This window comes from Micropruina sonneratiae, assembly GCF_025972045.1.
Lineage (GTDB): Bacteria > Actinomycetota > Actinomycetes > Propionibacteriales > Propionibacteriaceae > Micropruina > Micropruina sonneratiae.
In genome coordinates this window covers 417,690-444,507 of record NZ_JAPDHX010000003.1, presented here as the reverse complement: position 1 = coordinate 444,507, position 26,818 = coordinate 417,690, and the positions used below count along the sequence as shown (strand labels likewise).

At 69.4% G+C, this 26,818-nt stretch carries 25 protein-coding genes, 1 tRNA gene and 1 pseudogene; 15 read left to right on the top strand and 12 right to left on the bottom strand.

The window, feature by feature from the left end:
* The first annotated feature begins 15 nt into the window (after positions 1-15).
* From OIE40_RS10315 to OIE40_RS10275, 9 genes are all read left to right on the top strand, one after another.
* Positions 16-807, top strand: a complete 792-nt coding sequence (locus tag OIE40_RS10315) for an IclR family transcriptional regulator (RefSeq protein WP_264702110.1) — start codon at positions 16-18, stop codon at positions 805-807.
* A gap of 174 nt (positions 808-981) precedes the next feature.
* A complete protein-coding gene (locus OIE40_RS10310) occupies positions 982-2,352 on the top strand; it encodes an MFS transporter (protein WP_264702109.1) in 1,371 nt (456 codons plus the stop codon).
* Positions 2,345-3,403, top strand: coding sequence for a D-2-hydroxyacid dehydrogenase (locus tag OIE40_RS10305; protein WP_264702108.1), 1,059 nt, complete (start codon positions 2,345-2,347; stop codon positions 3,401-3,403). Before OIE40_RS10310 ends, OIE40_RS10305 begins: the two co-directional genes overlap by 8 nt.
* Position 3,404: 1 nt before the next feature.
* Positions 3,405-4,496, top strand: coding sequence for a YncE family protein (locus OIE40_RS10300; protein ID WP_264702107.1), 1,092 nt, complete (start codon positions 3,405-3,407; stop codon positions 4,494-4,496).
* 80 nt (positions 4,497-4,576) lie between these two features.
* Positions 4,577-5,824: an SLC13 family permease gene (locus OIE40_RS10295; protein ID WP_264702106.1), complete on the top strand. Its 1,248-nt coding sequence runs from the start codon at positions 4,577-4,579 to the stop codon at positions 5,822-5,824.
* Positions 5,821-6,309: a universal stress protein gene (locus OIE40_RS10290; protein ID WP_264702105.1), complete on the top strand. Its 489-nt coding sequence runs from the start codon at positions 5,821-5,823 to the stop codon at positions 6,307-6,309. Before OIE40_RS10295 ends, OIE40_RS10290 begins: the two co-directional genes overlap by 4 nt.
* A gap of 302 nt (positions 6,310-6,611) precedes the next feature.
* On the top strand, positions 6,612-8,654 hold the full coding sequence (locus tag OIE40_RS10285; RefSeq protein ID WP_413774487.1) for a glucose PTS transporter subunit IIA: 2,043 nt from the start codon (positions 6,612-6,614) through the stop codon (positions 8,652-8,654).
* Positions 8,655-8,710: 56 nt separating this feature from the next.
* Complete coding sequence (locus tag OIE40_RS10280; RefSeq protein ID WP_264702103.1) at positions 8,711-9,544, top strand: PRD domain-containing protein; 834 nt, start codon at positions 8,711-8,713, stop codon at positions 9,542-9,544.
* A 34-nt stretch (positions 9,545-9,578) separates the two neighbouring features.
* Positions 9,579-10,091: a hypothetical protein gene (locus OIE40_RS10275; protein ID WP_264702102.1), complete on the top strand. Its 513-nt coding sequence runs from the start codon at positions 9,579-9,581 to the stop codon at positions 10,089-10,091.
* Positions 10,092-10,104: 13 nt separating this feature from the next.
* On the opposite strand, the gene OIE40_RS10270 is transcribed toward OIE40_RS10275, so the two are convergent.
* Together OIE40_RS10270 and OIE40_RS10265 are read right to left on the bottom strand one after the other, a co-directional pair.
* Positions 10,105-10,644 (bottom strand): putative immunity protein, encoded by a 540-nt coding sequence (locus OIE40_RS10270; RefSeq protein WP_264702101.1) that lies wholly within the window; start codon positions 10,642-10,644, stop codon positions 10,105-10,107.
* Between the two features lie 504 nt (positions 10,645-11,148).
* On the bottom strand, positions 11,149-11,463 hold the full coding sequence (locus OIE40_RS10265) for a hypothetical protein (protein ID WP_264702100.1): 315 nt from the start codon (positions 11,461-11,463) through the stop codon (positions 11,149-11,151).
* A 178-nt stretch (positions 11,464-11,641) separates the two neighbouring features.
* Here OIE40_RS10265 and OIE40_RS10260 point away from each other — a divergent pair, with 178 nt between their 5' ends.
* Positions 11,642-12,172 (top strand): hypothetical protein, encoded by a 531-nt coding sequence (locus OIE40_RS10260; protein WP_264702099.1) that lies wholly within the window; start codon positions 11,642-11,644, stop codon positions 12,170-12,172.
* Between the two features lie 43 nt (positions 12,173-12,215).
* Here OIE40_RS10260 and OIE40_RS10255 read toward each other — a convergent pair whose 3' ends face one another.
* The 3 genes from OIE40_RS10255 to OIE40_RS10245 are packed head-to-tail and all read right to left on the bottom strand — an operon-like array spanning position 12,216 to position 14,258.
* The gene (locus OIE40_RS10255; RefSeq protein WP_264702098.1) at positions 12,216-13,184 is read right to left on the bottom strand and encodes a helix-turn-helix domain-containing protein; all 969 of its coding nucleotides are present in this window, start codon (positions 13,182-13,184) and stop codon (positions 12,216-12,218) included.
* A 46-nt stretch (positions 13,185-13,230) separates the two neighbouring features.
* Entirely contained in the window at positions 13,231-13,866 is a 636-nt protein-coding gene (locus OIE40_RS10250; protein ID WP_264702097.1) for a transcriptional regulator, read from the bottom strand.
* Positions 13,863-14,258 carry an SANT/Myb-like DNA-binding domain-containing protein gene (locus tag OIE40_RS10245; protein WP_264702096.1) on the bottom strand — a complete coding sequence of 132 codons (396 nt, stop codon included), beginning with the start codon at positions 14,256-14,258 and terminating at the stop codon, positions 13,863-13,865. The genes OIE40_RS10250 and OIE40_RS10245 overlap by 4 nt, the downstream gene beginning before the upstream one ends.
* 57 nt (positions 14,259-14,315) lie before the next feature.
* Between OIE40_RS10245 and OIE40_RS10240 the strand changes: the two genes are divergently transcribed.
* The 4 genes and pseudogenes from OIE40_RS10240 to OIE40_RS17035 form a co-directional block, all read left to right on the top strand.
* Positions 14,316-15,500: a PEP/pyruvate-binding domain-containing protein gene (locus OIE40_RS10240; RefSeq protein WP_264702095.1), complete on the top strand. Its 1,185-nt coding sequence runs from the start codon at positions 14,316-14,318 to the stop codon at positions 15,498-15,500.
* A 67-nt stretch (positions 15,501-15,567) separates the two neighbouring features.
* Positions 15,568-16,167: a histidine phosphatase family protein gene (locus OIE40_RS10235; RefSeq protein ID WP_264702094.1), complete on the top strand. Its 600-nt coding sequence runs from the start codon at positions 15,568-15,570 to the stop codon at positions 16,165-16,167.
* Positions 16,168-16,275: 108 nt separating this feature from the next.
* On the top strand, positions 16,276-16,902 hold the full coding sequence (locus OIE40_RS10230) for a TetR/AcrR family transcriptional regulator (protein ID WP_264702093.1): 627 nt from the start codon (positions 16,276-16,278) through the stop codon (positions 16,900-16,902).
* Between the two features lie 358 nt (positions 16,903-17,260).
* Positions 17,261-18,346: pseudogene (locus OIE40_RS17035) on the top strand (recombinase family protein); the annotation flags it as partial.
* 538 nt (positions 18,347-18,884) lie between these two features.
* Here the strand turns inward: OIE40_RS17035 and OIE40_RS10220 are convergent.
* Positions 18,885-18,957, bottom strand: a tRNA-Ala gene (locus tag OIE40_RS10220).
* Positions 18,958-19,036: 79 nt separating this feature from the next.
* Between OIE40_RS10220 and OIE40_RS10215 the strand changes: the two genes are divergently transcribed.
* Entirely contained in the window at positions 19,037-21,703 is a 2,667-nt protein-coding gene (locus OIE40_RS10215; protein WP_264702091.1) for a PEP/pyruvate-binding domain-containing protein, read from the top strand.
* Between the two features lie 84 nt (positions 21,704-21,787).
* On the opposite strand, the gene OIE40_RS10210 is transcribed toward OIE40_RS10215, so the two are convergent.
* The 6 genes from OIE40_RS10210 to OIE40_RS10185 all read right to left on the bottom strand — a co-directional run bounded on the left by OIE40_RS10210 (position 21,788) and on the right by OIE40_RS10185 (position 26,638).
* The gene (locus OIE40_RS10210; RefSeq protein WP_264702090.1) at positions 21,788-22,408 is read right to left on the bottom strand and encodes a histidine phosphatase family protein; all 621 of its coding nucleotides are present in this window, start codon (positions 22,406-22,408) and stop codon (positions 21,788-21,790) included.
* The gene (rsfS, locus tag OIE40_RS10205) at positions 22,405-22,809 is read right to left on the bottom strand and encodes a ribosome silencing factor (protein ID WP_264702089.1); all 405 of its coding nucleotides are present in this window, start codon (positions 22,807-22,809) and stop codon (positions 22,405-22,407) included. Before rsfS ends, OIE40_RS10210 begins: the two co-directional genes overlap by 4 nt.
* A gap of 47 nt (positions 22,810-22,856) precedes the next feature.
* Positions 22,857-23,489, bottom strand: a complete 633-nt coding sequence (gene nadD, locus OIE40_RS10200) for a nicotinate-nucleotide adenylyltransferase (RefSeq protein ID WP_264702088.1) — start codon at positions 23,487-23,489, stop codon at positions 22,857-22,859.
* A complete protein-coding gene (locus OIE40_RS10195; protein WP_264702087.1) occupies positions 23,489-23,620 on the bottom strand; it encodes a hypothetical protein in 132 nt (43 codons plus the stop codon). Before OIE40_RS10195 ends, nadD begins: the two co-directional genes overlap by 1 nt.
* 62 nt (positions 23,621-23,682) lie before the next feature.
* Positions 23,683-24,924 (bottom strand): glutamate-5-semialdehyde dehydrogenase, encoded by a 1,242-nt coding sequence (locus OIE40_RS10190; RefSeq protein WP_264702086.1) that lies wholly within the window; start codon positions 24,922-24,924, stop codon positions 23,683-23,685.
* A gap of 238 nt (positions 24,925-25,162) precedes the next feature.
* On the bottom strand, positions 25,163-26,638 hold the full coding sequence (locus OIE40_RS10185; RefSeq protein WP_264702085.1) for an MFS transporter: 1,476 nt from the start codon (positions 26,636-26,638) through the stop codon (positions 25,163-25,165).
* Positions 26,639-26,818: the final 180 nt, after the last annotated feature.

Genomic DNA, 26,818 nt, shown 5'->3' with positions numbered 1-26,818 from the left:
GAACGGCCTAGCGAGATGCCTGTACGCGGTGGAACCGACGTCACGCCCCCGGGGGCGGCCCCGGCGGTCAGTCGTGCCGTCGCCGTCCTGGACGCGCTGGCGGCGAGCGAGGACGGCACCATGACGCTGTCCGATCTGAGTCGGGCGCTGGGCGTGCCCAAGTCGTCCACGAGCACCATCTGCACCGCTTTGGAGCTGGGCGGACTGGTGCGCCGCGACGACCTCGGCTTCTCACTGGGCCGCAAGCTGGTCGAGCTGGGCGGCGCCTACCTGGCCAGGCTCGACCAGGTGGGCGAGTTCCACCGGGCCTGCCTGGAGTCGCCGGTGCTCCGCGACGAGACGCTGCGCCTGTCCACGGCGGCGGGGATCGACGTACTGTGCCTGGCCCGCTACGAGGGGCGTCCGGCGATCCGGTTGACCACCAACATCGGCGACCGGCTGCCGTCGTCGTCCTGCGCCCAGGGCAAGGCGCTGCTGGCCCGGCTGGACGATTCCGAGATCGAGCGGCTCTACCACGGCATAGACGAGCTTCCCCGGCTGACCGGCCGCTCGCGACGCACCCTGCCCAGGCTGCTGAAGGACATCCGGCTGGCCCGCGCCCGCGGCTACGCCCTCGACGACGAGGAGTCCGCCGACAGCGTGGTGGGTCTGGCCGTGGTGGTGCCCACCCGGGGCGTCCGCGCGCCGATCTTGGCGATCAGCGTCACCAAGCACAAGTCGGATTGGAACGACGAGGTGCGCGACGAGCTGGTGGCCGAGCTGAAGCGGATGGCCACGCTGCTCGGCAACCCGATGGCCACCGGCTGAGGCCTGGACCACGAGAACCGTCTCCGGTCCACGTCCGGACCGGGGGACGGTTCCGTCGGTCCCTCGCAATCGCACCTTTGCGTCCTGCCATACCCGGCCTTGTTCGCTCTATTGACCTATGTTCATCCTATGGTGCATAGTGGAAACACACGTTGGAGAACAAAGGAGCTCTCGATGTCGGCTTCGATCGCCTACCCCCCCACCACCCCGGACGCCGTCGATCCGGTCCAGCTGCGCCGCGCCACCCTCGCCTCGTCGGTCGGTTCGGCCCTGGAGTACTACGACTTCTACATCTACGGGCTGGCCAGCGCCCTGATCTTCGGTGAGCTGTTCTTCACCCCGCTCGGGGCCGCCGGTGGCACGATCGCCGCCTTCGGCACCTATGCGGTCGGCTTCGCCGCCCGCCCCATCGGCGGGCTGGTCTTCGGCGCACTGGGCGATCGGCTCGGGCGCAAGCTCGTGCTGATCATCACCATCGCCCTGATGGGCGGCTCGTCGATGCTGATCGGCCTGCTGCCCACCTATCAGGTGGCCGGCGTGTGGGGCGCCATCCTGCTGGTCGCGCTGCGGGTCGCGCAGGGCCTGGGGGCCGGAGCCGAACAGGCCGGCGCCACGGTCCTGATCTCCGAGTTCGCCCCGCGCGAACGCCGCGGCTTCTTCGCCGCCCTGCCCTTCGTGGGCATCCAGATCGGCACCCTGCTCGGCGCCGGCACCTTCGCCCTGCTCGGTCTCGCCGCCCGCGACGTCCTGATCGGCTGGCTGTGGCGCGTGCCGTTCCTGCTGGGCGCCGTGCTCATCGTCGTCGCCGTGGTGATCCGGATGCGGCTGAAGGAGTCGCCCGCCTTCGAGGCGCTCGAGGAGGCCGAAGCGCACCGCGAGGCGCCGGTTCGCCAAAGCGTCGGCCAGGCCATCGCCACCTCGCGCCGCAACATCCTGGTCGGCATCGGACTACGGATGGGCGAGAACGGAAACTCCTCGATCTACTCCGCACTGCTGCTCGCCTATGTCGCCTCGCTGCCCGCCTACGCCGACCAGAAGCTGATCGGCACCTGGGGCGCCGTGGTGGCGGCCCTCGTCGCGATCTTCACCGTCGTGCTGTTCGGAGCCCTGTCCGACAAGGTCGGCCGCGTGCCCGTGTACCGCTGGGGCGCGTTGTTCACCGCGGTCTTCGCCTTCCCCGGCTTCTGGCTGCTCACCCTCGGACAGGTGTGGCTGGTGCTGTTGGTGATGGGTGTCGGCATCGGAATCGGCGTGCAGTCGATGCTCGGCCCGCAGTGCGCCCTGCTGCCCGAACTGTTCGGCAACGCGCACCGGTTCACCGGCGTCGCCACCGCCCGGGAGTTCTCCGCGGTGATCGCCGGCGGCATCGCGCCCCTGGTCGGCGCCGCGCTGCTCGCCACCACCGGCAACGCGTGGTGGGTCATAGCCCTCTACTCGGCCGTGCTGGCCCTCATCTCGTTCGCGGCCACCTTCGCCACCCCCGAGACCCGGGGCCGCAGCCTGACAGACCTCAACGACGCCGGGCAGGAGATCGTGCATGCCTGAACAGACCGACACCGTCAGGGTGGTCATCGCCACCCCGCTGTCACCCGATCTGTGCGCCAGGGTCGCGGCCGTCGACCCCCGCGTCGAGGTGGTCGTCGACCAGGAACTGCTACCACCGATGCGCCACGCCGCCGACTTCGCGGGTGATCCCGCCTTCTCCCGGACGCCGCAGCAGCAGGCCCGCTTCGAGGCCATGATCGACACCGCCGAGGTGCTGTACGGGATCCCGGACGTGAAGCCGGCCGCGCTGACTCGCACCGTCGCGGCCAACCCCCGCCTGCGCTGGGTGATGACGATGGCCGCGGGCGGCGGGGGCCAGGTGGTGGCCGCTGATCTCCCCGATGACGCCTACCGCAGGATCGTGTTCACCACGTCGGCCGGGGCGCACGGCGTCCCGCTGGCGGAATGGGCGCTGTTCGGCCTGTTCGCCGGCTGCAAGGAGCTCCCCCGCCTGCAGCGGCAGCAGCGCGCCCACGAATGGCCGACCCGGATCGTGGGGCGTCCCATCCAGGGCAGCACCGTGCTGATCGGCGGGCTCGGCGGCATCGGCCGGCAGGTGGCGAAGCGGTGCAAGGCGCTGGGCATGACCGTGCTCGGCCTGAAGCGGTCGGTCGCACCGGTCGAGCATGTGGACGAGGTGCACGCCCTGACCGATCTGGAGTCCATCGTCGGCCGGGCCGACCACCTCGTCCTCACCCTGCCCGGCACCGCGGAGACCGAGAAGCTGATCGACGCCCGGATCCTGGCTGCGGCCAAGCCGGGGGTCACGGTGGTCAACGTCGGCCGTGGCACGGTGATCGACCAGGCCGCCCTGATCGATGCGCTGCGGTCGGGCCAGGTCGGGTTCGCCGCCCTGGACGTGTTCGAGCGCGAACCGCTCGAGGACGACTCGCCGCTGTGGGATCTGCCGAACGTGCTGGTCAGTCCGCACTCTGGCGGCCTGGACCATCTCGAGGACGAGCGGATCTGTCAGATCTTCTGCGACAACCTGCGCGCCTACCTGGCCGGGCGTCCGTTGGCCAACGTCGTCGATCCCGCCGCCGGCTACTGAGGTGGACCTGTTCGTCAGCGCCAACGACGGCAAGCTGGTGCGCGACTTCGGCCGTGACCTGTTCCCCGCCGACGCCGGACCGGACACGCTCAGCCTCGTCGACGCCGGCGCCGGCCGCGTGCTGCGCACCGTCGAGGTGGTCAACTCGATCGTCGGTCCCCCGCAGGCCGTGGCCCTGTCCCCCGACGGCAGACTGGCCGCGGTGGCCGCCCCGGTGCGCTACGACCGTGCGGCCGAAGCGCTGACGTTCGACGAGGTGCTGCAACTCGTGCGCTTCGACGCGGACGCCACGGTGGAGGAGGTGCCCATCGGCACCCATCCCCAGTCGGTCGCGTTCACCCCCGACGGCGGTCGGCTGCTGGTCACCACGGTCTCCGGTGAGCTGCTCGTGTTCGGCCTCGCCGACGGCTCGGCCACCCTCACCCAGCGGCTGCCGGTGAGTACGGGCCGGCTCGCCGGGCTGGGCGTCCTGGCCGACGGCTCGGCCGCGATCGTGTCGCTGCGCGACGAACAGGGTGCGGTGCTGGTCGACCTCGTTGGCCCGGACGCCGTCGCCCGCCCCGAGCGGATCTCGACCGGCGTCAGCCCCTACGCGGTCGACACCGACGCAGCCGGGACCTGGGCCGTGATCGGCAGCGTCGGCCAGGCAGGCAAGGCCGTGGCCGGCGGGGCGAGCGTCGCCGACGCGGACCTGATCACCCTGGTGGACACCGCCGCACGCCCGTGTCGGGCCGTCGACCACGCGGCCGTCCCGTCGGTCCCCGAGGGTGTCGCGATCTCTCCCGACGGCGCCTGGGTGGTGGCCCTGTGCATGGCCGGCAGCCAGCTGCCGCCCGGGCGTCCCGGCCACAGCCCGACCGGGGCCCTGGTTCTGTTCGCCAACGACGCCGGCCGGTTGCGCCGGGTCTGTGAACTGCCCACCGGCGCGGCGGCTCAGGGCGTCGCGTTCACCGGCGACTCGCGGCGGGTGCTCGCCCAGCTGTACGCCGACCGGTGCCTGGCCGTGTACGAGGTCAGCGGCTCCGGCCTGGCCGACACCGGCGTCCGGATCGAGGTGCCGGGCGGACCGGCCTCGTTGCGGCGGGCGGGCTGAGCCGGCCCACGATCGACCCCGAGCGTGGAGCCGTGCCCAAACCCCGAACCTGACGGTGTTGTGTTCTAGGGTGAGCGCCCGTGGGTGAGGTCATCTCGATTGCGATGCTGGTGGTGGTGCTCGGCTTCGCCGTCGTCCGACCGCGCGGACTGCCCGAGGCGGTCGCCGCCGTGCCGGCGGCCGCAGTCGTCATCCTGACCGGGGCGATCAGCCTCGCCGACGCCTGGGCCGAGGTGGAGCATCTGTTCCCGGTGGTCGCCTTCCTCGCGGCGGTGCTGGTGATCAGCGAACTGTGCGACGCCGACGGCCTGTTCCGCTACGCCGGGGCCCTGATGGCCGCCAAGAGCGGCGGCGACGCCCGTCGGCTGCTGGTCTTCGTGTTCGTGCTGGCCTCGCTGGTCACCGCCGTGCTCTCCCTGGACGCCACGGTCGTGCTGCTCACCCCGGTGGTGTTCGCCACCGCCTCGCGGATGGGGGTGCGGCCCAAGCCGCACGCCTACGCCACCACCCACCTGGCCAACGCCGGCTCCCTGCTGCTACCGGTGTCGAACCTGACGAACCTGCTGGCGATGTCGGCCGCGGGGTTGACGTTCGTCAGTTTCGCCGGGCTGATGGTCCTGCCCTGGCTGGCCGTCATCGGGGTCGAGTACATCGCGTTCCGAATCTTCTTCGCCTCGGACCTGTCGATCGCGGCCACCAAACCCGAACCGCCTGACGTGCCGCCGCTGCCCCGGTTCTCCGCGGCCGTGCTCGCCCTGACCCTGGCGGGCTTCGTCGTGGCCAGTTTCCTGCACATCGAGGCGGCCTGGGTCGCACTGGCCGGCGCGCTGGTGATGCTGGTCCGGGCGCTGATCCGCAAGCAGGTCACCGCGCGCGACATTCCAGGCTTCATCAACCTCGGCTTCCTTGCCTTCGTCCTCTCGCTGGGGGTCGTCGTCACGGCGGTCGTCAACGGCGGGCTGGGTGCGGCGATCGGGATGATCGTGCCCTCCGGTCACGACCTGCTGTCGCTGCTGCTGTGGGCGGGCCTGGCGGCGCTGCTGGCCAATGTGGTGAACAACCTGCCCGCAGTGCTGGTGCTGCTGCCGTTCGCGGCCGAGTCCGGGCCCGGAGCGGTGCTCGCCGTCCTGATCGGGGTCAACGTCGGCCCGAACCTCACCTATGTGGGCTCGCTGGCCACCCTGCTGTGGCGCCGCATCGTCCAGGCCCACGATCACGAGACGCCGATCCAGGAGTTCACCCTGCTCGGCCTGCTGGCCACACCCATCGCCATCGTGGTGGGTGTGGTGGCACTCTGGGCATCGTTGCTGATCGGAGGAATGGGATGAGAATCACCGTGTGGGTGACCGAGGGCACCTGGCCGGCCTGCGTGGACGCCGCCCGTGACCTCATCGAAGACCACTCCGACACCGAGGTGACGTTGATCCACGTCCGCGAGGAGCCGCGATCGGCGCCCAGCAGCGGCGTCGGGTCGCTGTTCGGACGTGGCACGCGCAAGCGTCACGAGGAGGAGTTCCAACAGCTCAGCGAAGAGGCTGCGCAGACGATGCTGGCCGAGGCGAAGGACCGGCTCGGACGGGACGCGACGGTGCGACTCGACACCGGCTTTCCCGAGCGGGTGGTCACCGAGGCGGCCGGCGAGGCGGACTACCTCATCATCGGCCGCGACGGGGACCGTAGCCGGCTGGGCCCGAAGAGCCTCGGCAAGCACACCCGGTTCGTGATCGACCACGCGCCCTGCCGGGTGCTGCTGATCTGGCCGGGTGAGGCTCCCGGCATCGGTTCGATCCCGCCGCCACCGCCCGACCGCTGACCCGTCCGCCAGCGGTCGGAGCTGCCGGTGCCGGCGGGTGAGACGCCGTGGCTCACTGGGCGGCCCGTTTCGACCGCCGGGCGCCGTTGACCGCCGGGAATCGCCGCCGATCATTCTTGGGCGGTGCAAAGGCGTGCAAAGGGCGAGGCACAGGTGCTAGTGTCTTGGACGAGCCAAGACGGCTCACGAAAGTTAAGGGTTGTTACCCGACTAGGGGCAAGACCTGAGCTGCATCTAGCGGTGCAACTCAGGTCTTTTTTGTTTCCGGTCGCAGCACCCCATCGAGTAGACAGGAACCAACAATGGCGTCCACTACTGCCGAGCAGATCGTCGAGAAAGTCGGCGGCCCCGGCAATATTGCAAGCCTCACCCATTGCGCCACGCGGCTTCGCTTCGAATTGAAGGATGCGAGCGTGGTGGATCAAAGCGCCCTGGAGAAGGTCCCGGGCGTCCTCGGTGCCGTTCCCCAGAGCGGTGACCGCTACCAGGTCGTGATCGGCGGCGCTGTCGCCAGCGTCTACGCCGACATCACCCACCTTCCGTCCATGGCCGGCGCCCAAGCCGCCAAGAGCGACGCCGACGTCAAGGCCGCCGAACGCGCCAAGGTGCGCGGCAAGGTCGCCTGGCTCGACGCCTTCTTCGAGTACCTTTCGAACTCCTTCCGGCCGCTGCTGGGCGTCCTGCTCGGCTCCTCGCTGATCATCGCCATCGCCGCGGTCCTCGACGCGCTGCACATCGTCCCGTTCCAGGGCGTCGACCGGCTCACCGAAGCCGGCGCGACCTGGGTGTTCTGGGATTCGATGTGGCGCTCGGTGCTGTACTTCCTGCCGATCATGGTCGCGTACAACGCGGCGAAGGCCCTCAAGGTCGACCCGTGGGTCGGCGGTGCCGTCATGGCCGCCGTGTTCACCCCGAACTTCCTGTCGCTGCAGGAAGCCTCCGACACGGTCTGCACCACCAACCAGACCCTCGGCACCGACCAGTGCGTGGCTCAGATCTTCGGCATTCCCATGCAGCTGAACGACTACGGCGGCCAGGTGTTCGTGCCGCTGATCATGGTCGCGGTGCTCGCCCAGTTGTACAAGCTGCTCAACCGGATCTTCCCCGAGAACCTGCAGATGGTCTTCGTGCCGTTCTTCTCGCTGCTGATCATGGTGCCGGTCACCGCCTTCCTGATCGGCCCGCTCGGCATCTGGCTGGGCAGCGGACTGGGCGCCGGCCTGGCCTGGCTCAACAACACCGTGCCGCTGCTGTTCGCGGTGCTGATCCCGATGCTCTACCCGTTCCTGGTGCCGCTGGGCCTGCACTGGCCGCTCAACGCCCTGATGCTCGCCAACATCAGCACCCTGGGCTACGACTTCATTCAGGGCCCGATGGGCACCTGGAACTTCGCCTGCTTCGGTGCGACCGCAGGCGTGCTGGTCGTCGCGAGCCGGGCCAAGGACATGGAGGTCCGGCAGACCGCCATCGGCGCGTTGGCCGCCGGTCTGCTGGGTGGCATCTCCGAGCCCTCCCTGTACGGCATCCACCTGCGCTACAAGCGCATCTACCCGCGGATGCTGGTCGGCTGTGCGGTGGGCGGTGTGACCATCGGCATCCTCGGCTGGATCTTCGGCACTGTGAAGACCGGCGCGTTCGCCTTCACCTCGCTGCTCACCATTCCGGTGTTCAGCCCGATGTGGATCTACGCCGTCTCGATCGCCGCCGCGTTCGTGGTCGCGATGCTGCTGGTCATCGCCAGCGACTACCGCACCCCGGAGCAGAAGGCCGAGTTCGAGGCCATCGCGGCCCAGAACGCCGCCGATGCCGCCCTGGAGCAGGAGAAGACCCATGCGCCGGCCACCGCGGCCGCCGCCTCCACCGCCGGCGGTGGGACGGCCACCCTGGTCGCCACGAAGACGGTCGTCGCCCCGATCGCCGGGACCGTCGTTCCACTCGCTGAGGTCAACGACAAGGTGTTCGCCTCCAAGGCCCTCGGCGACGGCGTCGGGATCATTCCCTCCGACGGTCACATCGTCGCCCCAGTCGCGGGCACCATGGCCACCGTCGCCGACACCGGCCACGCCTTCGGCATCAAGACCGACGACGGGGTGGAACTGCTGGTGCACGTCGGTATCGACACCGTGCAGATGGACGGCAAGGGCTTCACCGTCGATGTCGCCAAGGACGCCCGCGTCGAGGTCGGCGACCTGCTCGGCACCGTCGATCTGGACGCCGTCAAGGAGGCCGGGTTCGACACGACCACGATCGTCGTGGTGGTCAACACCGCGGCGCTGAAGAAGGTCACTCCCGTCGAGGGCGGTGAGGTCGCCGCGGGCGACACCGTCATCGACGTCGAGGCCTGAGAGGAGTTGACTGCGGGGCCGCCTCCCTTGCGGAGGCGGCCCCGTAGCCTGACCACATGGAGATTCTGCGCGTCTTCAACAACAACCTCGTCCTGTCCCTGGACGAGAACGGGCGCGAGGTCATCCTGACCGGGCGTGGCCTGGGCTTCCAGGCCCACCCCGGTCAGAGCGTCGACCCGGCCAAGGTGGTGCGACGCTTCGTTCCCGCCGACGGTCGCGACCCGGATCATCTCGCCGAACTCCTCGCCGGCATTCCGCCCGAGCACATCCACCTGGTCAGCGAGGCGGTCACCGAGGTGGGCCTGACCAAGGTGGCCGACAATCCGGCCCTGATCATCGCCATCGCCGACCACATCAGCTTCGCCATCCGCCGGGTGAACCTCGACATGGCGATCACCTACCCTCTGCTGGCCGAGGTGAAGCACCTCTACGCCGAGGAGTACACCCAGGCCCTGCAGCTGTTGACCGCCATCAACGACCACCTTCCGACCAAACTGCCGGACACCGAGGCGGTCGGGCTCGCCCTGCACCTGGTCAACGCGGGCTTCGCGACCGGCGACCTGTCGTACACCTATCAGATGACCGGCGTCATCCAGCAGATGGTCGACGTGATCGAACGGGCCTACGGCACCACCCTCGACTCCGGCAGCGTCAGCGTCGGGCGGTTCATCACGCACCTGCGCTACCTGTTCGTCCGGATCCACAACCACAAGCAACTCGCCGACGAGCCGACCACTGTGGGCCGGGCCATCCGCGAGGCGTTCCCCGAGGCGTCCGAGGTGGCGGTGCGGCTGGGCGGGGTGCTCGAGCTGCGGCTGGGGACGCCGCTGACCACCGACGAGATCTCCTACCTCGCCCTGCACGTGGCGCGGGTCACGACGGACCGCTGATCGCCGCCTCGCTGATCCCCTCTAGAGTCTGGCCGTGAACGGTGAGGATCTGCTGCGGCGACTCGACCGCGTCGCGGGCGGACGCCACGCGTCGGTCTCCATTCCGGAGCCGGCCCGGCTGCATCCCCGGACGAGGCGGGCGTTCAGCTGGGTCTACGGGCTGCTGGTGGTCGAACTGGTGATCGGCGTCGGGGCGGTCGTGGTCGCGTTCGTGCTCGCCGAAGAGGGGGCGAGCATCGGTTTCGCGGTCTGGATGCGCAGCCTGGTGGTGTTGGCGATGACCGCCACGCTGTTCTACTTCGCCTGGCGAGCCAGCCTCGGCTGGTACTGGGCCTACCAGCGGCTTCGGTTGTTCGCCCAGATCTTCCCGGTGATCACGCTGGTCATCGCGGCCATCCCGGGCCTGTATCCGGCCTGGATGGTGACCGAGCAGATCGTGTTCAGCCTGATCATGATCGGCATCGCCGACTTTCTCACCAGCGACCACATGCGCGCCGCCTTCCGCCATCCGGACGCCGCACCCAACCCGTTCGGGGACCTGCGCTGAGCTCGGGGCGACTTCACTCGCCGCTGCGCACGGCCGCCTGGAGGTCGCGGATCGTCGTGGCGAGCACCCCGGTGGTGAGCAGCCCGGAGCCGAGCGGGCCGGCCGGGTTCTCGCCCAGCCGCGGCAGCCGGGCCAGTGCCGTGCGGACCGGCGGGGTGAGTTGCTCCAGTTGCCAGCGGACCTCCGCGTGACGTCCCTCCTCGGGATCGGGCGCCGCGAGTGCGGCCGCCTTCGCGGCGTACGCGGCGGCACCCAATGCATGCGCCCCCATGTGGGCCACGCCGGACGCCTGTCCCGCCGCCCGTGCGGCCGCGACCGCCGCGGGCGACGTCGCCGAACCCGCGGCGCGTCCGGCCTCGAATCGGCGACGGATCTCTCCCGCGGTGTCGAGCTCGCCGCGTCCGAACGCCCGAGCGCGCTCGATCCCGTCCCTGGCCCGGCGGTCGTCAGGGGCCTCGGCCTCGAACAGGGGCAGCACCCGTTCGGCACAGTCGGCCGCCCACAGGGCCACCAACCGACGATCGACCTCGCTGAGCGCTTGGGGAGATGCCATGGGGTCACTGTTGCACGGACGGCCCGGCGCGGCGTTCGAAGGCTGACCCGGCTCGGACGCCGCCACACGCCCGCGGCCACCCGTGGGCAGCCCCCTGTGGTTGGCTCACTGGCGGGTGATCGGGTGCCGGGCGCTGTCCGGTTCGCGTCCACAACGAAGCAGCCCTGCCCACGGATCACCCGGGGACAGGACTGAACTTCGACCAGAACGGTGGACCTGACCGAGCACTACGGGAACAGGCGACGGAGCGTGGAGAGGCTTGCTTCCGCGTGGAATCAAGGGTCAGGCGCGGTTGGCGAGTCTATTGGCGAGCCGGATGATCCGCTCATCGTGGCTTCGGCAGAGCCAACGAGACGACCTCGAACACGGCTGACCGATGAGGAAGTGGACGCTATGCGAACAGCACGCGCGAACGGCGTCGGCGTATCCGTGCTGGCGAAGCAGTACGAGATTCACCGCGGCACGGTGTAGGCGAAGACCCGGCGGGTCTGAGGTTCGCTCTTGTCAGTTCGGCCGTGCCGCGATGATCGGCTGGAGGCGGGAGAGCGTGACAGCCCACGCGCGCACATCGTGGTCGATCCAGTCGAGCAGGCGGTAGATGGTCAGGGTGTCGGCGGTCAGGTCACGGCTGTGAATCGGCTCGTGATGGGCGATCCTGTTCCGCACCGTGTGCAACTCGTCCAGCGCCCGGTAGACGACGGCGCGGCTCTGCGGTTCGAGGTTCGGGAAGGCGTGACGCAAATAGCCGGTCCATAGGGTGGCCTCGTAGCGTTTGGCGAGCAGGAATTTCCAGAACCCGAAGCTCAGTTCCGCAACCACACGGCCGGGCGTCTCGGGACGACGGAGCTTCCGCACCCGGCGGCGGGCGGCGGCGATGTCCTCGTGTGCGAGGTCGGAGAGTACGCCCCGCGGGTCGTCGTACCAGTGCCCGGCGAGGGTGCCGTGCTGCGCGGCAAGCTGTGGTCAACTTCGACAACGAGGTCGTCGCGACCAAGGCGTGAACCGCCTCTTCGCCGTCGCGGATTGGGCTGATTCCCGAGAGCGTCAGGCGAAGCCCGTCGAGCCGACGCCCACGCTGCGCGAGTCGTTGCGTCGATGGAAGGACGTTCAGGATCAGAAGGCTCGAATCGAGGAATGGCAGCCTTACGAGTACGAGCCTGACCCGGCCGCTGAGGAGCAGCCTGAGGTTGCGCGGACATGTGGGGACTTGCTAGAGAAGTGGGAGAAGCGACAGTGGGGACCAGTCGGTGCTCACTTCATGGAACTTGGAAGCACCCGGTCATCGGTAGGCAAGCTCGCCGTCCTCGCCAAGGACCTGTACGGTGCGCTTGATCTGTCTGCCTGGACAGTCCTGCGTGTGCGCCACGTCGCTGCGGCCGTCGCGCACACCAACATCGAACTCCTCGTGAACGGCACCACCTACCGCACCGATCTGCGCTGGGTCCGAGTAGATGGCGCAGGGAGCACGGCGACAGAGTGGGAAACTGCCGCTGGGCGCTGTCACAGTACGGACCATCCCTCTTCCTGAAACCCGAGACCATCATCGAGAGATCTACGGAGTCGGATGAGACTCACGCGGCCGGCCAACGTCGATTCACGTTTGTCGAGCCGAGGGGTGGGCCGTTGCGTCGATAGCGGCTCGGGGTGACACCGACGTAGCGGCGAAAGAGCTGGGAGGCGTGGTCGCGATCGGCCCAACCGACCTGTCGCGCAGCGGCCTCGGTGGTCAGGTTGGTTTCGCGCATGAGGCGGGCAAGTTCCTCTACCCGAAGCATGGTCAGATACGCCCACGGGGTCTTCCCGTAGCTCCGAACGAACAGGTGGGAGAGCTGCGCTGTCGATAGATGTGCGTGGTCGGCGAGTCTCGACAGCGGCCACGGCTCGGCGATCGCGTTACGCATCAACGCCTCGACCGTGCGAACTTCATCCCGGACAGGCGCGAACCGTCTCCACCGCGGCAACGTGGGCCTGATATGCGCTCGCTGCCCCCGCGCAGTCGCCATAGGGACGGGAGAGACGGAGATCAACGGGTCAAGCTTGTGGGTGATGCCAGACCAAAGCTCTTGCATCCGGTGAAAGTGCTCCAAGAGCGGGCCGCGACTCAGCGACTCGATTTCATCGAGGCTGTGGGCAAGCGCATCGACCGCGTTCTCTCCGAGGCGGATGATCTGGAAGGGCTCGGTGTATCTTGCTGCTGCGAAACTGCTGGCCGCCAGCCGGTCCGACAGGAGCGCGGAGTGTTGCCAGAACACCTGCTCCAGCGCGTAGTTGGTATCGAGGCAGACCGTGGTCAGCAGGACCCGGCCTTCCGGTTCGCCACCGCACGGCACGTTCGGGGCGAGCAGAATCACGTCGCCGACGCTGACGGGCCTCTGTCCGAATTCACCGGACAGGATCGCGCTGCCCTCACGGATCACCATCACTCTTACGCAGTCATACGCCACATGGCCCTCGCCGCGTCGCAGGATGCTCGTCCACGCCACAAGCGGGCGATAGTCAAGCAGAGGAACCGCACCGGAGTCGGCTGGGCGCAGGGTCATCGACTGCCGGATTGTCGCGTCGTTCGCATGGCTCAGGAACGTGAGGTCAGTATTCGGTCCTGCGGTCGATGCCGAGGGTGGCTACGAGGTCTTCGTGGAGTTGGAACCAGACGCGGTGGCAGGAGTCGATGTCCGTTCTGTCGACCCATTCGTTCTCTCCGGCGCGCGCGCGGTGGAGTGCTGCGTCGAAGCGGGTATCGCATCCGGCGAACCTTATGAGCACACCGGCCAGGCGCTCGATCAGCGGGGCTAGCGCCGCGCTGAGGGCGGCGAGTTCATCGAGGATGGGGGCGTCCCACGCAGGGTCGGTGTGGTCGTTGGGAGCGAGCTTGTCTTCACTGGTGGGTTTGACCTGCCAGTCGGTGCACGCACGCACGAGGCGCGCGTTGAGCGGGAGGAAGTTGCGGTGGACGGCCGCGATCACGTCGTCGGGGTCGGCGCTGGCACGCTCGTCGGCGAGCTGGCGTTCGTTCTCGGTTCTGCCTTCCTCGGTGAGCGACCATCCTTCCAGCCCCGCGAACGAGTTGTACTGCACCCAGCCGTGCTGCTCCGCGTCGTGCAGCACCTCGACTGTGTGGTCGTGGCCGACCCCGGCGCGCTCGGCGATCGCGGCGCTGTCTGCCAGGCCCAGGAGACGCACCGCGTGCAGGACTAGCAAAGGCGGCGGCGAGGGTCGGGTCATGCTCGGTCGCCCTGCCTGGTGGTGAGTCGGGTGAAGTGCTGCTGACACGCCTGGGGAGAGCGGAAGCCCATCGCCTCGGCGATCTGCGCCCAGGTCAGCCCCGCGGTCCTGGCCGTGAACAGCAACCCGGTCTCGACGCCCTCGACTTCGGCCCGCGCCGCTGGAAGGAGTGCGAGCGCGTGGAGCAGATCGTCGGGGGCGAGATTGGCGGAGCGCCAGAGCGCGAACTGCGTCAGCTCGACGGCCGTGGGCGGTATCGGTTCGGGCCGCCACGGGCGGGCGTCCAGACCATCGGCACCGAGTTCGAGAAGCCGGTCCTGCGCATTCTGCTCCCGGCCCGCCTGGGCGCGATCCCGCTCGGCCGACTGGTCGAGCTCGTGCTTGCGTTCCATGCACCCATCCTCAACAATCAACATAACGTTGTCAACAGATCATTGATGGATGAGGGTATGGTCACGACTCTGCGGAACGCGACGGCGGACACTTGCGGCGGCAAGGCGGCGGCGCTCGCCGCGCTACTGCATGCAGGTCTGCCGGTGCCTGATGGGTTCGTGGTGCCCTTCGCCGCCTACCGCGCCGCTCGAAGCGATCCCGAGTTCTCGGTGTCCGAGCCCGTGAGGCAGGCGCTCGCCCGGCACCTTGGGGAGATGGGCGATCCGCCCGTGGCGGTGCGCTCATCGGCCGCGGACGAGGACACCGCCGGCGCGTCCGCGGCCGGTCAGTACGAGAGTGTGCTGGCCGTTCGTGGGACACAGGAGGTCGCGGAGGCGGTTCAGGTCTGCTGGGCGTCGTCGTCCTCGGAACGCGCCACCGGCTACCGGAACCGCCTGGACGACGACGCCGTGAACAATGGGCCGGACATGGCGGTGCTCGTCCAGCGTCTCATCGACGCCGACGTGTCCGGCGTGATGTTCACCCCAACACTGCCCGAGGACAGCACCCGGATCGAGGCGACGTGGGGCCTGGGCGTCAGCATCGTCGGAGGGACCGTGACGCCGGACGCCTACGAGGTCGCGCCAGACGGAAGCATCCGCCGCACCCTCGCGCACAAGACAACACGGCTCGATCGCACCCGCCACAGCACCGGCGTAGCCGCTTACGACGTGCCGCAGCGACAGCAGACACTCCCGACACTTGACGATGCGACCGCCGCGATGCTCGCGGCTCTCGGTCGCCGTATCGCGGGGCTTCTCGGCCAGCCCCAGGACATCGAATGGGCGATCGCAGACGGAGAGGCGTGGATTCTCCAGGCGAGGCCGATCACCGCGACCCTCCCCTCGCTGCCAGCGCGGACCACCACGGCGCAAGGTGCGTCGCTGGTCGGATCGCCGGGAGCCCACGGCGTCGTCACCGGGGTAGCCCGCGTCCTGCACAGCCCATCTGGGTTCGCCCGCGTCCAGCCCGGAGACATCGTGATCTGCCCCTACACCGACCCGGCCTGGACGCCCCTGTTCCACATCGCCGCCGCTGTCGTCACCGAGACAGGCGGGGTGCTCTCCCACGCGGCGATCGTCGCCCGCGAACATGGCATCCCCGCCGTCCTCGGTGTCCCAGAGGCCACTATGCGCATTCGAGACGGCGACCGGATCACCGTCGACGGCACCGAGGGCATCGTCACGACAGCACAGGACTGACACCGACCGCACACTCAACAGAAAGGAACGGGGTGATGGCGCGAGGCGCCCGAGCCCTCAGCAACTCATGGCAACCAGGTATCTCTACATCGCACGACACGGTGACGCCGACGCATTCGGCGAGTTCACCGACACCGGCCGCGAACAGGCAAGGCTCCTCGGCCAGCGGCTCGCGCACCTGCCCATCGACGCGGTATGGCACTCCCCGCTGCCCCGCGCCGCCGGCACCGCACAGGAAGTGGCCGCGCAACTCCGGCCAGGGACGCCCGTCGCCGAAGCCGCGGAACTCATCGACCACGTACCCTACGTGCCGACACCCGAGGAGACACCCCACGCCTGGGTGCCGTTCTTCGACGGCTACGACCCCGCAGAAGCCGCCGCCGGCAACCGGACCGCGCACAGCCTGACCGCCCGGTTCGCCACGCCACCCGAGCACGGCGATGACGTCCACGAAGTGCTCATCACCCACTCCTACCCGATCGCCTGGCTCATCCGCGACGCCCTCGACGCACCCCCGGTACGATGGCTCGGCCTCAACAGCGCCAACACCGCACTCACCCTCATCGAGCACCGCCCCGGACTCCCGAGCATCACCATGTTCAACGACATGAGCCACCTGCCCCCCGAACTCCGCTGGACCGGATTCCCCAAAGCCACCCGGCCCTGAGTTCTTCGGCACTTCCGCGCTCCGAGTTTTCCGGCGCTCAAAGCCGCCTCGTCTGAGTGGTCACACGTCTTTCAGACGGGGAACCGGACTAGTCTGTATGGAATTTCGGTGAAGCCGACCGGAGGGCTGGTGATGGTGGAGAAGCGGCGGGGGCCGGGGCGTCCGGCGTATGACTCGAAGCAGAAGCTCGTCGCCGCGATGTGCGCGCTGCTGGCGGAGCGGGGCTTTGAGGCGACGAGTCCGACGATGGTGCTGCAGCGTTCCGGGATGGGGCATGGGAGCCTGTATCACCACTACCGGGGCAAGGAAGACCTCGCCCTGGATGCGATCAGCCATATGCGCGGCCACGCGATCGCGTTCCTCGAAGGCCAAGCCCAGCACAGCCCAGACGCCGACCCCGATGTGGTTCACGCGGGCATCGCGGCTTCGCTGGATCGGTTGTTCGCGCGCAGGGAAGGGCAGGCACTCATCCGTCTTCTAGCCGACCCGGTGGCCGGGGCGATCAAGCCGCTGGCGACCGCGACGCAGGAGTGGTGCGACGGCCTCCGGGCGACGATCATCCTCGGTCTTCGGAACGACCAGCCCGGCGATGACCTGGAGGTCGCGGATGCTGCCGCGCGACTGCTGGCTCCGGAGTTCCGGGAGAGCGCCGACGAACTGCTGACCGCGGCCCTCGGTCGCGGCCTGCTCGGGCTTCCGCGGATCGGGCTGTCGGATTCGGCGGGACCGCGCTAGTCTGGCGTCAGGACAATTCCATACCTACAGGTCTGTACCTCGATCTGCAAGATGCGTGGTAGCTCGAAACAGGGTGATCCGCGAGGCAGTAACTCGGTGGGGGCGTCGCGTCGTGGGAGGGCGTGCGCACCTACCTTGCATGAACGGCGATTCGAGGAACCTGCGGCTACGGGTGACAGGGCGCGAGCAGCCCGACGTGGACCGGCTCGTGGAGTGGGTGATGAACATCGCCGAGGCCCGCCACCGCGCCTACCTGAACGGCGAGCCAGACCCCTACGGGCTCCCGCCTCCCGACCTCGCCCAACCGCCGGCTCGGCGAGACGATGAAACAGCTTGAACCGATTGATCGGAGCACGTCATGGGCATCACCGCTCCCACCACGACCGCCACCGCCGAGGCGGACACGCCGTCGATGCTGGCCGTGTCGTATCTGCGTGTCTCGACGCGGGAGCAGGCTGAGCGCGGCGGCACCGAGGAAGGGTTCTCGATCCCGGCCCAGCGCGAAGCCAACCAGCGCAAGGCTGCCGACCTCGGCGCGCGGATCGTGCGCGAGTTCATCGACGCCGGCGAGTCCGCCCGATCCGCCGACCGCGACGGCCTCCAGGACATGCTCGCGTTCATCGCCGCCAGCCCGGTCACGTTCTGCATCGTGCACAAGCTCGACCGGCTCGCCCGCAACCGCGCCGACGACATCGAGATACATCAGGCGCTCCTGGCTGCCGGGGTGACCCTTGTATCGGCTACGGAGTCGATCGACCAGACGCCCTCGGGGATGCTCGTCCACGGGATCATGTCGTCCATTGCGGAGTTCTACTCCCGGAACCTTGCCACCGAGGTCACCAAGGGGCTCACGCAGAAGCTCGCCCAGGGCGGCACTCCGATGCGCGCCCCGGTCGGCTACCTCAACGTCCGCCGCACCGACGAGCAAGGCCGGGAAGTCCGCACGGTCGAGGTCGATCCCGAACGCGCGCCGCTGATCGGGTGGGCGTTCGAGCAGTACGCCACCGGCGAGGTCTCCGTGGCCGAGCTGCTGCGCGATCTGACGGCTCGCGGGCTGACCACGGTGCCCTCGCCGAAGCGGCCGTCCAAGCCGCTCGGCAAGGCGACGTTCTACGCGCTGCTAACCAACCCGTACTACGCAGGCGTGATCCGCTACACGGGTGCGTTGCATCCCGGCGCGCATGAGCCGATCGTGGAGCCTGCGCTGTTCGACAAGGTGCAATCGCTGCTGAAAGCTCGCAACGCGCGCGCAACTCGGCACGTCCGGCACGCGCACCACCTGAAAGGGCTGCTGCACTGTGGCACCTGCGGATCACGGATGCTGCTGGACTTCGCCACCAACCCGCGAGGCACCACCTACGCCTACTTCGTCTGCTCCGGCCGAGCGGCCAAGAAGACCCCCTGCACCAGACGCGCCGTCCCGGTGCATCTGGCCGAGCGGCTGGTCGCGGACTCCTACAAAAGCATCACGATCAGCGAAACCGACTACCGCGACCTCGCCGCGAGAGTGGACGCCGCGTTCGACAAGCGCAGCGCGGGCCGCGACCAGGAGTTCGTGGACCTGACCGCGAACCGGGCGCGCCTAGAAGCCGAAAGCGACAAGCTGCTCGCGGCGCACTTCGCCGACGCCATCGACCTACCGACGCTGAAGCGGCACCAGGACCGCATCCGGGCCGGACTCGCGGACATCGACCATCGCCTCGCCGAGCACGACGAACAGCACACCGGAGGCCGCGCGTTCCTCCATGACTCGCTACGGCTGCTCACCGATGCTCACTACGCCTACGCGCACTCCGACGACGGCAATCGCAGGCTCGCGAACCAAGCCTTCTACACGCGCCTCGAAGTCACCGAGGACGAACAACTACACCCGGTGCTGGCTGAGCCGTTCGCGACGATCACAGCCGCCGCGCGAGGCAACGAGACGGAACACGAACACGACAACTCTTGCGATGTCGTCTGTTCCCGTAAGAACACTTGGGTGGAGCTAAGGGGATTCGAACCCCTGACCTCTTCCATGCCATGGAAGCGCGCTACCAACTGCGCCATAGCCCCGTGCCTTGCGGCCGGTGACCAACTTTAGTGGATCGCCACGGGGTTGTGAAATCGGCCCCGGCGAACAAAAGTGGGACCCATGACGGATCCGTCACCAACCGTCGTGCCCCTGGCCGGACTGTCCGGCGCCGACCTGGATTCCGCCGGCGGCAAGGGTGCGAACCTGGGAGAACTGATCGCCGCCGGGTTACCGGTACCCGACGGTTTCGTGGTCACCACCGCCGGTTACGCCTTGGCTCTCGACGCGTTGGGGCTGACCGAGGCGGTGACGCACGGCGCCGCTTCCGAGGTGGCGGACGCCCTCGCCCACGGCCGGGTGCCTGACGAGTTGGCCCGGGACATCAGCACCGCCTACGCCGACCTCGGCTCCCCCGCCGTCGCGGTGCGCTCGTCGGCCACCGCCGAGGACCTGCCCGACGCCAGCTTCGCGGGCCAGCAGGACACCTACCTCAATGTCCGCGGCGACGCAGCCGTATTGGACGCCGTCCGGCGCTGCTGGGCCTCGCTGTGGGGCGAGCGCGCCGTCGCCTACCGCGCACGGCGTGATCCCGGTCCGGCACCGCGCATCGCCGTGGTGGTGCAGCGACTCGTCCCCGCCGACGTGGCCGGGGTGATGTTCACCGCCAACCCCGGCAACGGACGCCGCGACCAGACGGTGATCACCGCCGCCTGGGGGCTGGGCGAGTCGGTGGTCGGGGGCCAGGTCGAGCCCGACGAGTACGTCGTCGACCACGGCGACCGGCAGGCCGTGCGGCGTCGGATCGCGGCCAAGGCGGTGATGACGGTGACGACCGCCGACGGCGTCCGGCAGCAGGCCGTCGAGCCGGGCCGGGCGTCCGCGGCGACGCTGACCGACGCCCAGGTGCACGAGCTGGCCGCGCTGGGCGCCCGGGTGCAGGCGCACGCAGGCGTCCCGCAGGACATCGAGTGGGTGCTGGCCGGGGGCGCCTTCCAGTTGGTCCAGGCCCGGCCGATCACCGCCCTGCCCGAGCCGACCGGCGAACCGCCCACCGAGTGGCCGCTGCCGCGCGAGAAGAGCCTGTGCTTCCGGGCCAGCATCACCGAGCAGTTGCCCGACCCGCTGACGCCGCTGTTCGCCGACCTGATCAGGCCCGCCGTGCCCGCCGGGCTGGACGCCCTGCTTGCCACGTTCGACCAGGCCGGCGCGATGACCGATGTGGACTTCCCGACCATCAACGGCTACGCCTACTACGACTACAGCCCGGACGCCATGAACCGGATGTGGCGGCTCACCCCGACGGCCCTGAAACTGCTGACCAGCCGCGACTTCGTGCTCACCCAGTGGCACGACGTCGCACTGCCCGCCTACCGCGAGACGGTCGCCCGATGGCAGGACGCCGACCTCGCCGCCCTGCCGGCTGCCACCCTGCTGCAGGCCACCCGCGAACTCCTCGCAGCGGGCTGCCGCTACTACAGCAACGTGCAGATGGTGATCCCGCTGGCCGCCTCCAGCGAGGTGATCTGGACGCGGCTGTACGACACCGCGCTGCGCCGCAAGGACGACCCGGTCGCCTCGGACTTCCTGCTCGGCTTCGACTCCGTCCCGATGCGTGCCGAGAAGGCGGTGCACGCCCTCGGAGTCTGGTGCCGCGGGGTGCCCGGACTGCCGGACGCGGTGGCAGCCCTGCCCTCAGGACCCGTTCCCGACCAGCCGCCGAACGGGGTGGACGCCGACGACTGGGCAGAGCTGCGGCAACGGCTGGACGCCTACCTGGCCGAGTTCGGGCACACCGTCTACAACCTCGACTTCGCCAACCCGGTGCCGGCCGACGACCCGGGCCCGGTGCTGGAATCGCTGAAGCACGTGATCGCCGGACGCGGTCTCGACCCGGCGCAGCGGCAGCGTGCGGCGTCCGAACGCAGGGAACGGATCACCGGCGAACTGCTCGACCGACTCGATCCGCTGCGCGCCCACCTGGCCCGCGGCACGCTCGACAAGGCGCAACGCTGGGCGCCGCTGCGTGAAGACGCCCTAGCGGCCATGGGGCTCGCCTGGCCGACGATGCGCCGGCTGCTGCGCGAGCTCGGCCGCCGGCTGGTCGAGGTCGGCGCGACGGCGTCCGGCGACGACGTGTTCTGGCTGACCGAGTCCGAGGCGGACGCCGCCGCGGCGGCCCTGGACGCCGGCGTCGGCCGGCTCGATGACACCACCGCGCGGATCGAACAGCGCCGGATGACGTGGCGGGGGCAGCGGCTGGCCACACCGCCGCAGTACCTGCCGCAGCAGGGCTGGATCACCCGGCTCGAGAGCATGATGCCGGCCCGCTCGGGACAGACCGGCCCCGTGTTGACCGGCACCGGCGGCTCGGGCGGACGGGTGACCGCGCCGGCCCGAGTGCTGGAGGGGCCGCAGGACTTCGCCGCGTTCGAGCCCGGCGAGATCCTGGTCGCCTCGATCACCACCCCCGCCTACACACCGCTGTTCGCGGTCGCGGCAGGGGTGGTGACCGACATCGGCGGCGTCCTCAGCCATGGATCGATCGTGGCCCGCGAGTACGGCATCCCCGCCGTGCTGGGCACGGGCAACGCCACCCGCCGGATCAGCACCGGCGACGTGATCACGGTCGACGGCGGCGCTGGCACAGTCGAGTTGGACCACGAGCCCGATGCCCCGGCCACGTCCGGCCAGAGCGCCCTACCGGCCTGGCTGATCGCCACCGGCGCCACCGCGGTCGCGGCCGGAGTGGTGTTCGCGCTCGCCCGCCGCCGACACTCCCGCGACTGACCGCCCGAGATCCCGGGGCAAGCCCGGGATGACGCCCAGCCCGGGATGCCGCTCAGCTCCGAGACGCTCAGTTCCGGATGACGGTCACTCAGTCATACCGGAGACGTTGTTCCAGGAGAGGAGCCGCCAGCGCTCGCCGGCCGGCTGCAGGATCGACCACGACGCGTTCCACAGTCCGCCCAGGGTCAGGTTGTGGGCGTAGTCGAGGCCGAGCAGGAAGACCGTCGCCACCCGCAGCGCGAAGCCGTGGCCGACGCAGACGACCACCTGGCCGTCCGGGGTGCCCTCGGCGATGTCGAGCAGCGCCTCCGCCACCCGCGAGCCGGCTTCGGCGCCGGTCTCACCCGAGGGCGAGCGGCGGGCGTCCCGGCCGGCGTAGAGCGCCTCGGCGAAGTCCGGGTTCGCGGCGAACACCTGCTCGTTGGTCAGCCCCGCCCAGTCGCCGACGTTGATCTCCTGCAGTCGGGGCTCGACTTCGACCCCCACGCCGGTCAGCGCATCGAGTTCGGCAGCGGTGCTCCGGGCCCTGACCAGATCGGACGCCACGATCCGTTGCGGTGCCAGGGCCGCCAGCCTGGGCGCCGCCGCCCTGGCCTGGGCGAGGCCGCGATCGTTGAGTGCGACGTCCGCCTGTCCCTGATAGCGGCCGGTCGCGTTCCATTCGGTTTCGCCGTGTCGCCACAGCACGACCCGGGCCGCGGTCACGACGCAGTGGAGGGCGTCTCGACGGCCTCGCCGGACGCCGCTTCGCCGAGTTCCAGCTCGATCCGTGGGCAATCGCGCCACAGCCGTTCCAGCGCATAGAGGGTGCGCTCCTCGGTGTGCATCACGTGCACGACGATGTCGATGAAGTCGAGCAGCACCCACCGGTTCTCACCGTGGCCCTCGCGGCGGGCCGGCTTGACCCGCTGGGCCAGCAGCGCTTCCTCGACGGCGTCCACGATCGCGCCGACCTGCCGCTCGTTGGAGGCGCTCACGATCAGGAACACGTCGGTGATCGCCAGCGCCTCGGACACGTCGAACGCCACCAGATCGCCGCCGAGCTTGTCCGAGGCGGCCTTGGCGGCCGTCCTGGTCAGTGCGATCGCGTGGTCTGTTGCGGTCATCGGTCTCCCATTGCTTCTTTGCCCGTGGTCAGCGGCCGGCCGCCGCTCTAGCGGTAGAGGCCCCGTTTGGCGATGTACTGCACGATACCGTCCGGCACGAGGTACCAGATCGGCAGGTGCTCCTTGACCCGGTTGCGGCAGTCGGTCGACGAGATGGCCAGCGCCGGAACCTCCAGCAGCGTCACCTTGTCCGGCGGCAGGTGCGCGATGTCGTGCTCGCCCAGCGTGGTACCGGGCCGGGTGACTCCGACGAAGTGGGCCAGCTCGAACAGCTCCAGCACCCCGTGCCAGGTGAGGATCTGGCTCAGCGCGTCGGCACCGGTGATGAAGAACAGGTCGACGTCCTCGCCGTAGTGCCGCCGCAAGTCGCGCAGCGTGTCCAGGGTGTAGGTCGAACCCGGCCGGTCGATGTCGACGCGGCTCACCGAGAAGCGCGGATTGGACGCCGTGGCGATGGTCGTCATCAGGTACCGGTCCTCCGGCAGCGACACCTGCCTGTCCGCCTTCTGCCAGGGGTGACCGGTCGGTACGAACACCACCTCGTCGAGCTTGAACTTGGCGGCCACCTCGCTGGCGGCGACCAGGTGACCGTGGTGGATGGGGTCGAACGTGCCGCCCATGACACCCAGGCGGCGGTGCCTGGAGCCGTCGTCGGCCCAGGCGATGCCCGTATTCGTCATCAGCTGTGCGGGCGGCTCTTACCGAAGCCGAAGACCACCCGGAACGCGATCATCAGCACCGCGAACACGCTGCCGCCGACGATCCACGGGAAGTACGGGTTGTGCGCCGTGGTCTCGAGGAGGATTGCCATGCAGGGATGATACTGGCGCGCACGCGCCGTCCACTAGCACCGACGCCCGGGACGGACACCTGTCAGGCCCGGGTCTGGCCGTCGCCGGTGACGATGTACTTCGACGAGGTCATCTCGGCCAGCCCCATCGGTCCCCTGGCGTGCAGCTTCTGCGTCGAGATGCCGATCTCCGCCCCGAACCCGAACTCGCCGCCGTCGACGAACCTCGATGACGCGTTGACCAGAACGGCCGCGGCATCGACCCCCGCCACGAACCGGTCGGCGCTGGTGCGGTCGTTGGTGACGATGGTCTCGGAATGCCCGGTGGTGTGCGCCCGGATGTGCTCGATGGCGGCGTCCACCGAGTCGACGACCGCCGCGGCCAGGTCGAGGGACAGGTACTCGCCGTCGAACTCGTCCGGTCCCGCGGGTTGCACGGCCTCGGAGTAGCCGCGGACGGCGTCCGTGCCGTGCACCGTGACGCCCTGCCCGGCCAGGGCGTCCAAGGCCTTGGGCAGGAAGGTGTCGGCGATCGCGGCGTGCACCAGCAGCGTCTCGGCGGCGTTGCACACGCTGGGCCGCTGCACCTTGGCGTTGAGCAGGATGCGCAGCGCCATGTCGGGGTCGGCCGAGGCGTCCACGAAGATGTGGCAGTTGCCGGTGCCGGTCTCGATAACCGGCACCTTGGAGCCCTCGACGACGGCGTTGATCAGGCCCGCCCCGCCGCGTGGGATCAGCACGTCGACCAGGCCTCGGGCCGCCATCAACTCGTCGGTCACCTCGCGGCCGCCCTCGACGAGCTGGACGCCGTCGGCCGGCAGCCCCACGGCGTCCAGACCGGCGCGCAGGGCGGTCACGATGGCCCGGTTCGACTCCAGCGCAGAGGACGAGCCGCGCAGCAGCGCCGCGTTGCCCGACTTGACGCAGATGCCGGCCGCGTCGGCGGTGACGTTGGGCCGTGCCTCGTAGATGATGCCGACAACGCCGAACGGCACCCGCACCTGACGCACCTGGACGCCGTTGGCGTTGGTCCAGCCGCGGATCACGTCGCCGACCGGGTCGGGCAGGTTCGCCAGATCGCGCAGCCCGCCGACCATGGCGTCCACCCGCTGCGGGTTGAGCCGCAGCCGGTCGATCAGCGCCTCGGAGGTGCCGTTGGCGCGGGCCGACTCGACGTCGCGCTGGTTCGCCTCCAGCACTGCGTCCTCGGCGTCGGCCAGCGCGTCGGCCATGGCGTGCAGGGCGGCGTCCTTGCACGCCCGATTCAGGGTGGCGAGGGTGATCGAGGCGCTCTTGGCGGCCCGCGCCTGGTCGAGGAAGCTCACCGCGGCAGGATAGCCCCGGCGGCACACGAGGGCGGGCCGGTCAGACACCGGCGGACATCTCACCACCTGCCGATATACCGAATTTCGACGTCGATGCCTCGAATCGGCGACTGAAACGTTTCGATCCGGATCGAGGTCGAAAATCGGTATATCGGACGTCTGATGAAATCGGATGCCTCGGGCACGGACGCGCACAGGGGCCGCCCGGACAACCGGACGGCCCCTGCGGTGAGGCGGGTCAGCCGAGCTTGGCCAGTTCCTCCTCAGGAGTGGGCAGGCCGAGCGCGGCCCGCTCCTTACGGGCGAACGGGCCGATGATGGCCTCGCCCTTGCGTGCGTCGTTCAGCGCCGTCAGGTCACGCCCAGCGGTCTCGGGCATGACGATCGCGGCTCCCAGCGAGCAGACCGAGAAGAAGGCGATCATGATGGCGATCGGCCAGGCCGAACCGCCGGAGCCGACCACCAGGGCGGCGGCCACGACCGGGCCGATACCGGTGGCGACGATGGCCGCCAGCTCCTTGGCCAGCGCCAGCTGGGTGAGGCGGGCGCGGGCACCGAACAGCTCCGACATGGTGTTGTTCTCCAGCGATGCCAGAGCCAGCACCGACGTCTGGTGAATGATGATGTAGCCGGCGAAGACGCTCGAGACGTCCTTGGTCGCGATCATGTAGATCATCGGCACGGCCAGCACGATCGAGATCGACGACATCACGATGTACATCAGCTTGCGGCCCACCTTGTCGCTCAGCCAGCCGACCAGCGGCACGGTGGCGAAGCCGATCAACGACGAGGTGATGACCACGCCGGTGCCGATGGAGCCCGCCAGCATCAGCACGGTGGTGATGTAGCTGATCAGGTAGGTCTGGATCATGCCCGAGTTGCCCGCCTGGCCGAAGCGCAGGAAGAAGCCCTCGAAGAACGCCCTGCCCTTGCGCTCGTGCAGGGCCTCGGCGAGCACGTTGTCGTGCGCGGCGGCCTTGTCGAGCTCCTCGCGGCTGAGCGCCTCGCCCTCGACGACGTCCGCGCGGCCTTCGAAGACCGGGGACTCCTTCAGGCTGCGGCGCAGCCAGACGGCGAACAGCATGATCAGGGCGGAGGCGATGAACGGGATCCGCCAGCCCCACTCGATCACGGCGTCGGTCGACAGGGTGACCAGCAGGACGCCCCAGATGGCGGACGCGCCCAGCGTGCCGGAGTTGGTGCCCAGCGCCACCAGCGAGCCGACCAGACCGCGGTTCTTGCGGGGGGCGTACTCGGTCAGCATCACCGACGAGCCGGCGATCTCGGCGCCAGCGCCGAAACCCTGAGCGAGCCTCAGCACCACCAGCAGGATCGGGGCCATGATGCCGATCTGCCCGTAGGTCGGCAGGAAGCCGATCAGCGTGGTCGCGACGCCCATCAGGGCGATCGTGTAGAACAGCACCTTCGTCCGGCCGACGCGATCGCCGAGGCGCCCGAAGTACCAGGCGCCGAGCGGACGGCTCAGATAGCCGGTGGCGTAGGTGGCCATGGACGCGATCACCGCGACACCAGGCGCTTCGCCGGGGAAGAACACCTTGCTGAACACCAGGGCCGCGGCCAGGGAGTACAGCTGGAAGTCCATGAACTCGAGGGCCGTGCCCAGCCAGCCGGAAACGGCTGCCTTGGCCAGGTCTTTGGTCGTGCGCTGGGCGACGGAGCCACCGGGGCTGCCGGCCGCATTCTCTGCAGTCATCGTCAACTGCTCCTTTGCAGGGTTGGGTTGGTGAGGGCGGTGCCTGGTCGGGCGGTGGGACGCCTGTCCAGGCGCTCCCCTGCTACGGAGGGCTCGCCACGCTGGGCGAGCGATCGGTATCCGGGTGAGCGTTGTGGTGGGGGCGGGTGATCGGCGGTCCGGGGGCCGGGCGCCGGGGCG

What these genes read in the sequence shown, in the direction of transcription:
- OIE40_RS10315 (WP_264702110.1), top strand. Translation starts at nt 16, where the DNA reads ATGCCTGTACGCGGTGGAACCGACGTCACGCCCCCGGGGGCGGCCCCG.
- OIE40_RS10310 (WP_264702109.1), top strand. Translation starts at nt 982, where the DNA reads ATGTCGGCTTCGATCGCCTACCCCCCCACCACCCCGGACGCCGTCGAT.
- OIE40_RS10305 (WP_264702108.1), top strand. Translation starts at nt 2,345, where the DNA reads ATGCCTGAACAGACCGACACCGTCAGGGTGGTCATCGCCACCCCGCTG.
- OIE40_RS10290 (WP_264702105.1), top strand. Translation starts at nt 5,821, where the DNA reads ATGAGAATCACCGTGTGGGTGACCGAGGGCACCTGGCCGGCCTGCGTG.
- OIE40_RS10285 (WP_413774487.1), top strand. Translation starts at nt 6,612, where the DNA reads ATGGCGTCCACTACTGCCGAGCAGATCGTCGAGAAAGTCGGCGGCCCC.
- OIE40_RS10280 (WP_264702103.1), top strand. Translation starts at nt 8,711, where the DNA reads ATGGAGATTCTGCGCGTCTTCAACAACAACCTCGTCCTGTCCCTGGAC.
- OIE40_RS10270 (WP_264702101.1), bottom strand. Translation starts at nt 10,644, where the DNA reads ATGGCATCTCCCCAAGCGCTCAGCGAGGTCGATCGTCGGTTGGTGGCC.
- OIE40_RS10255 (WP_264702098.1), bottom strand. Translation starts at nt 13,184, where the DNA reads ATGACCCTGCGCCCAGCCGACTCCGGTGCGGTTCCTCTGCTTGACTAT.
- OIE40_RS10250 (WP_264702097.1), bottom strand. Translation starts at nt 13,866, where the DNA reads ATGACCCGACCCTCGCCGCCGCCTTTGCTAGTCCTGCACGCGGTGCGT.
- OIE40_RS10245 (WP_264702096.1), bottom strand. Translation starts at nt 14,258, where the DNA reads ATGGAACGCAAGCACGAGCTCGACCAGTCGGCCGAGCGGGATCGCGCC.
- OIE40_RS10240 (WP_264702095.1), top strand. Translation starts at nt 14,316, where the DNA reads ATGGTCACGACTCTGCGGAACGCGACGGCGGACACTTGCGGCGGCAAG.
- OIE40_RS10235 (WP_264702094.1), top strand. Translation starts at nt 15,568, where the DNA reads ATGGCAACCAGGTATCTCTACATCGCACGACACGGTGACGCCGACGCA.
- OIE40_RS10215 (WP_264702091.1), top strand. Translation starts at nt 19,037, where the DNA reads ATGACGGATCCGTCACCAACCGTCGTGCCCCTGGCCGGACTGTCCGGC.
- rsfS (WP_264702089.1), bottom strand. Translation starts at nt 22,809, where the DNA reads ATGACCGCAACAGACCACGCGATCGCACTGACCAGGACGGCCGCCAAG.
- nadD (WP_264702088.1), bottom strand. Translation starts at nt 23,489, where the DNA reads ATGACGAATACGGGCATCGCCTGGGCCGACGACGGCTCCAGGCACCGC.
- OIE40_RS10195 (WP_264702087.1), bottom strand. Translation starts at nt 23,620, where the DNA reads ATGGCAATCCTCCTCGAGACCACGGCGCACAACCCGTACTTCCCGTGG.
- OIE40_RS10185 (WP_264702085.1), bottom strand. Translation starts at nt 26,638, where the DNA reads ATGACTGCAGAGAATGCGGCCGGCAGCCCCGGTGGCTCCGTCGCCCAG.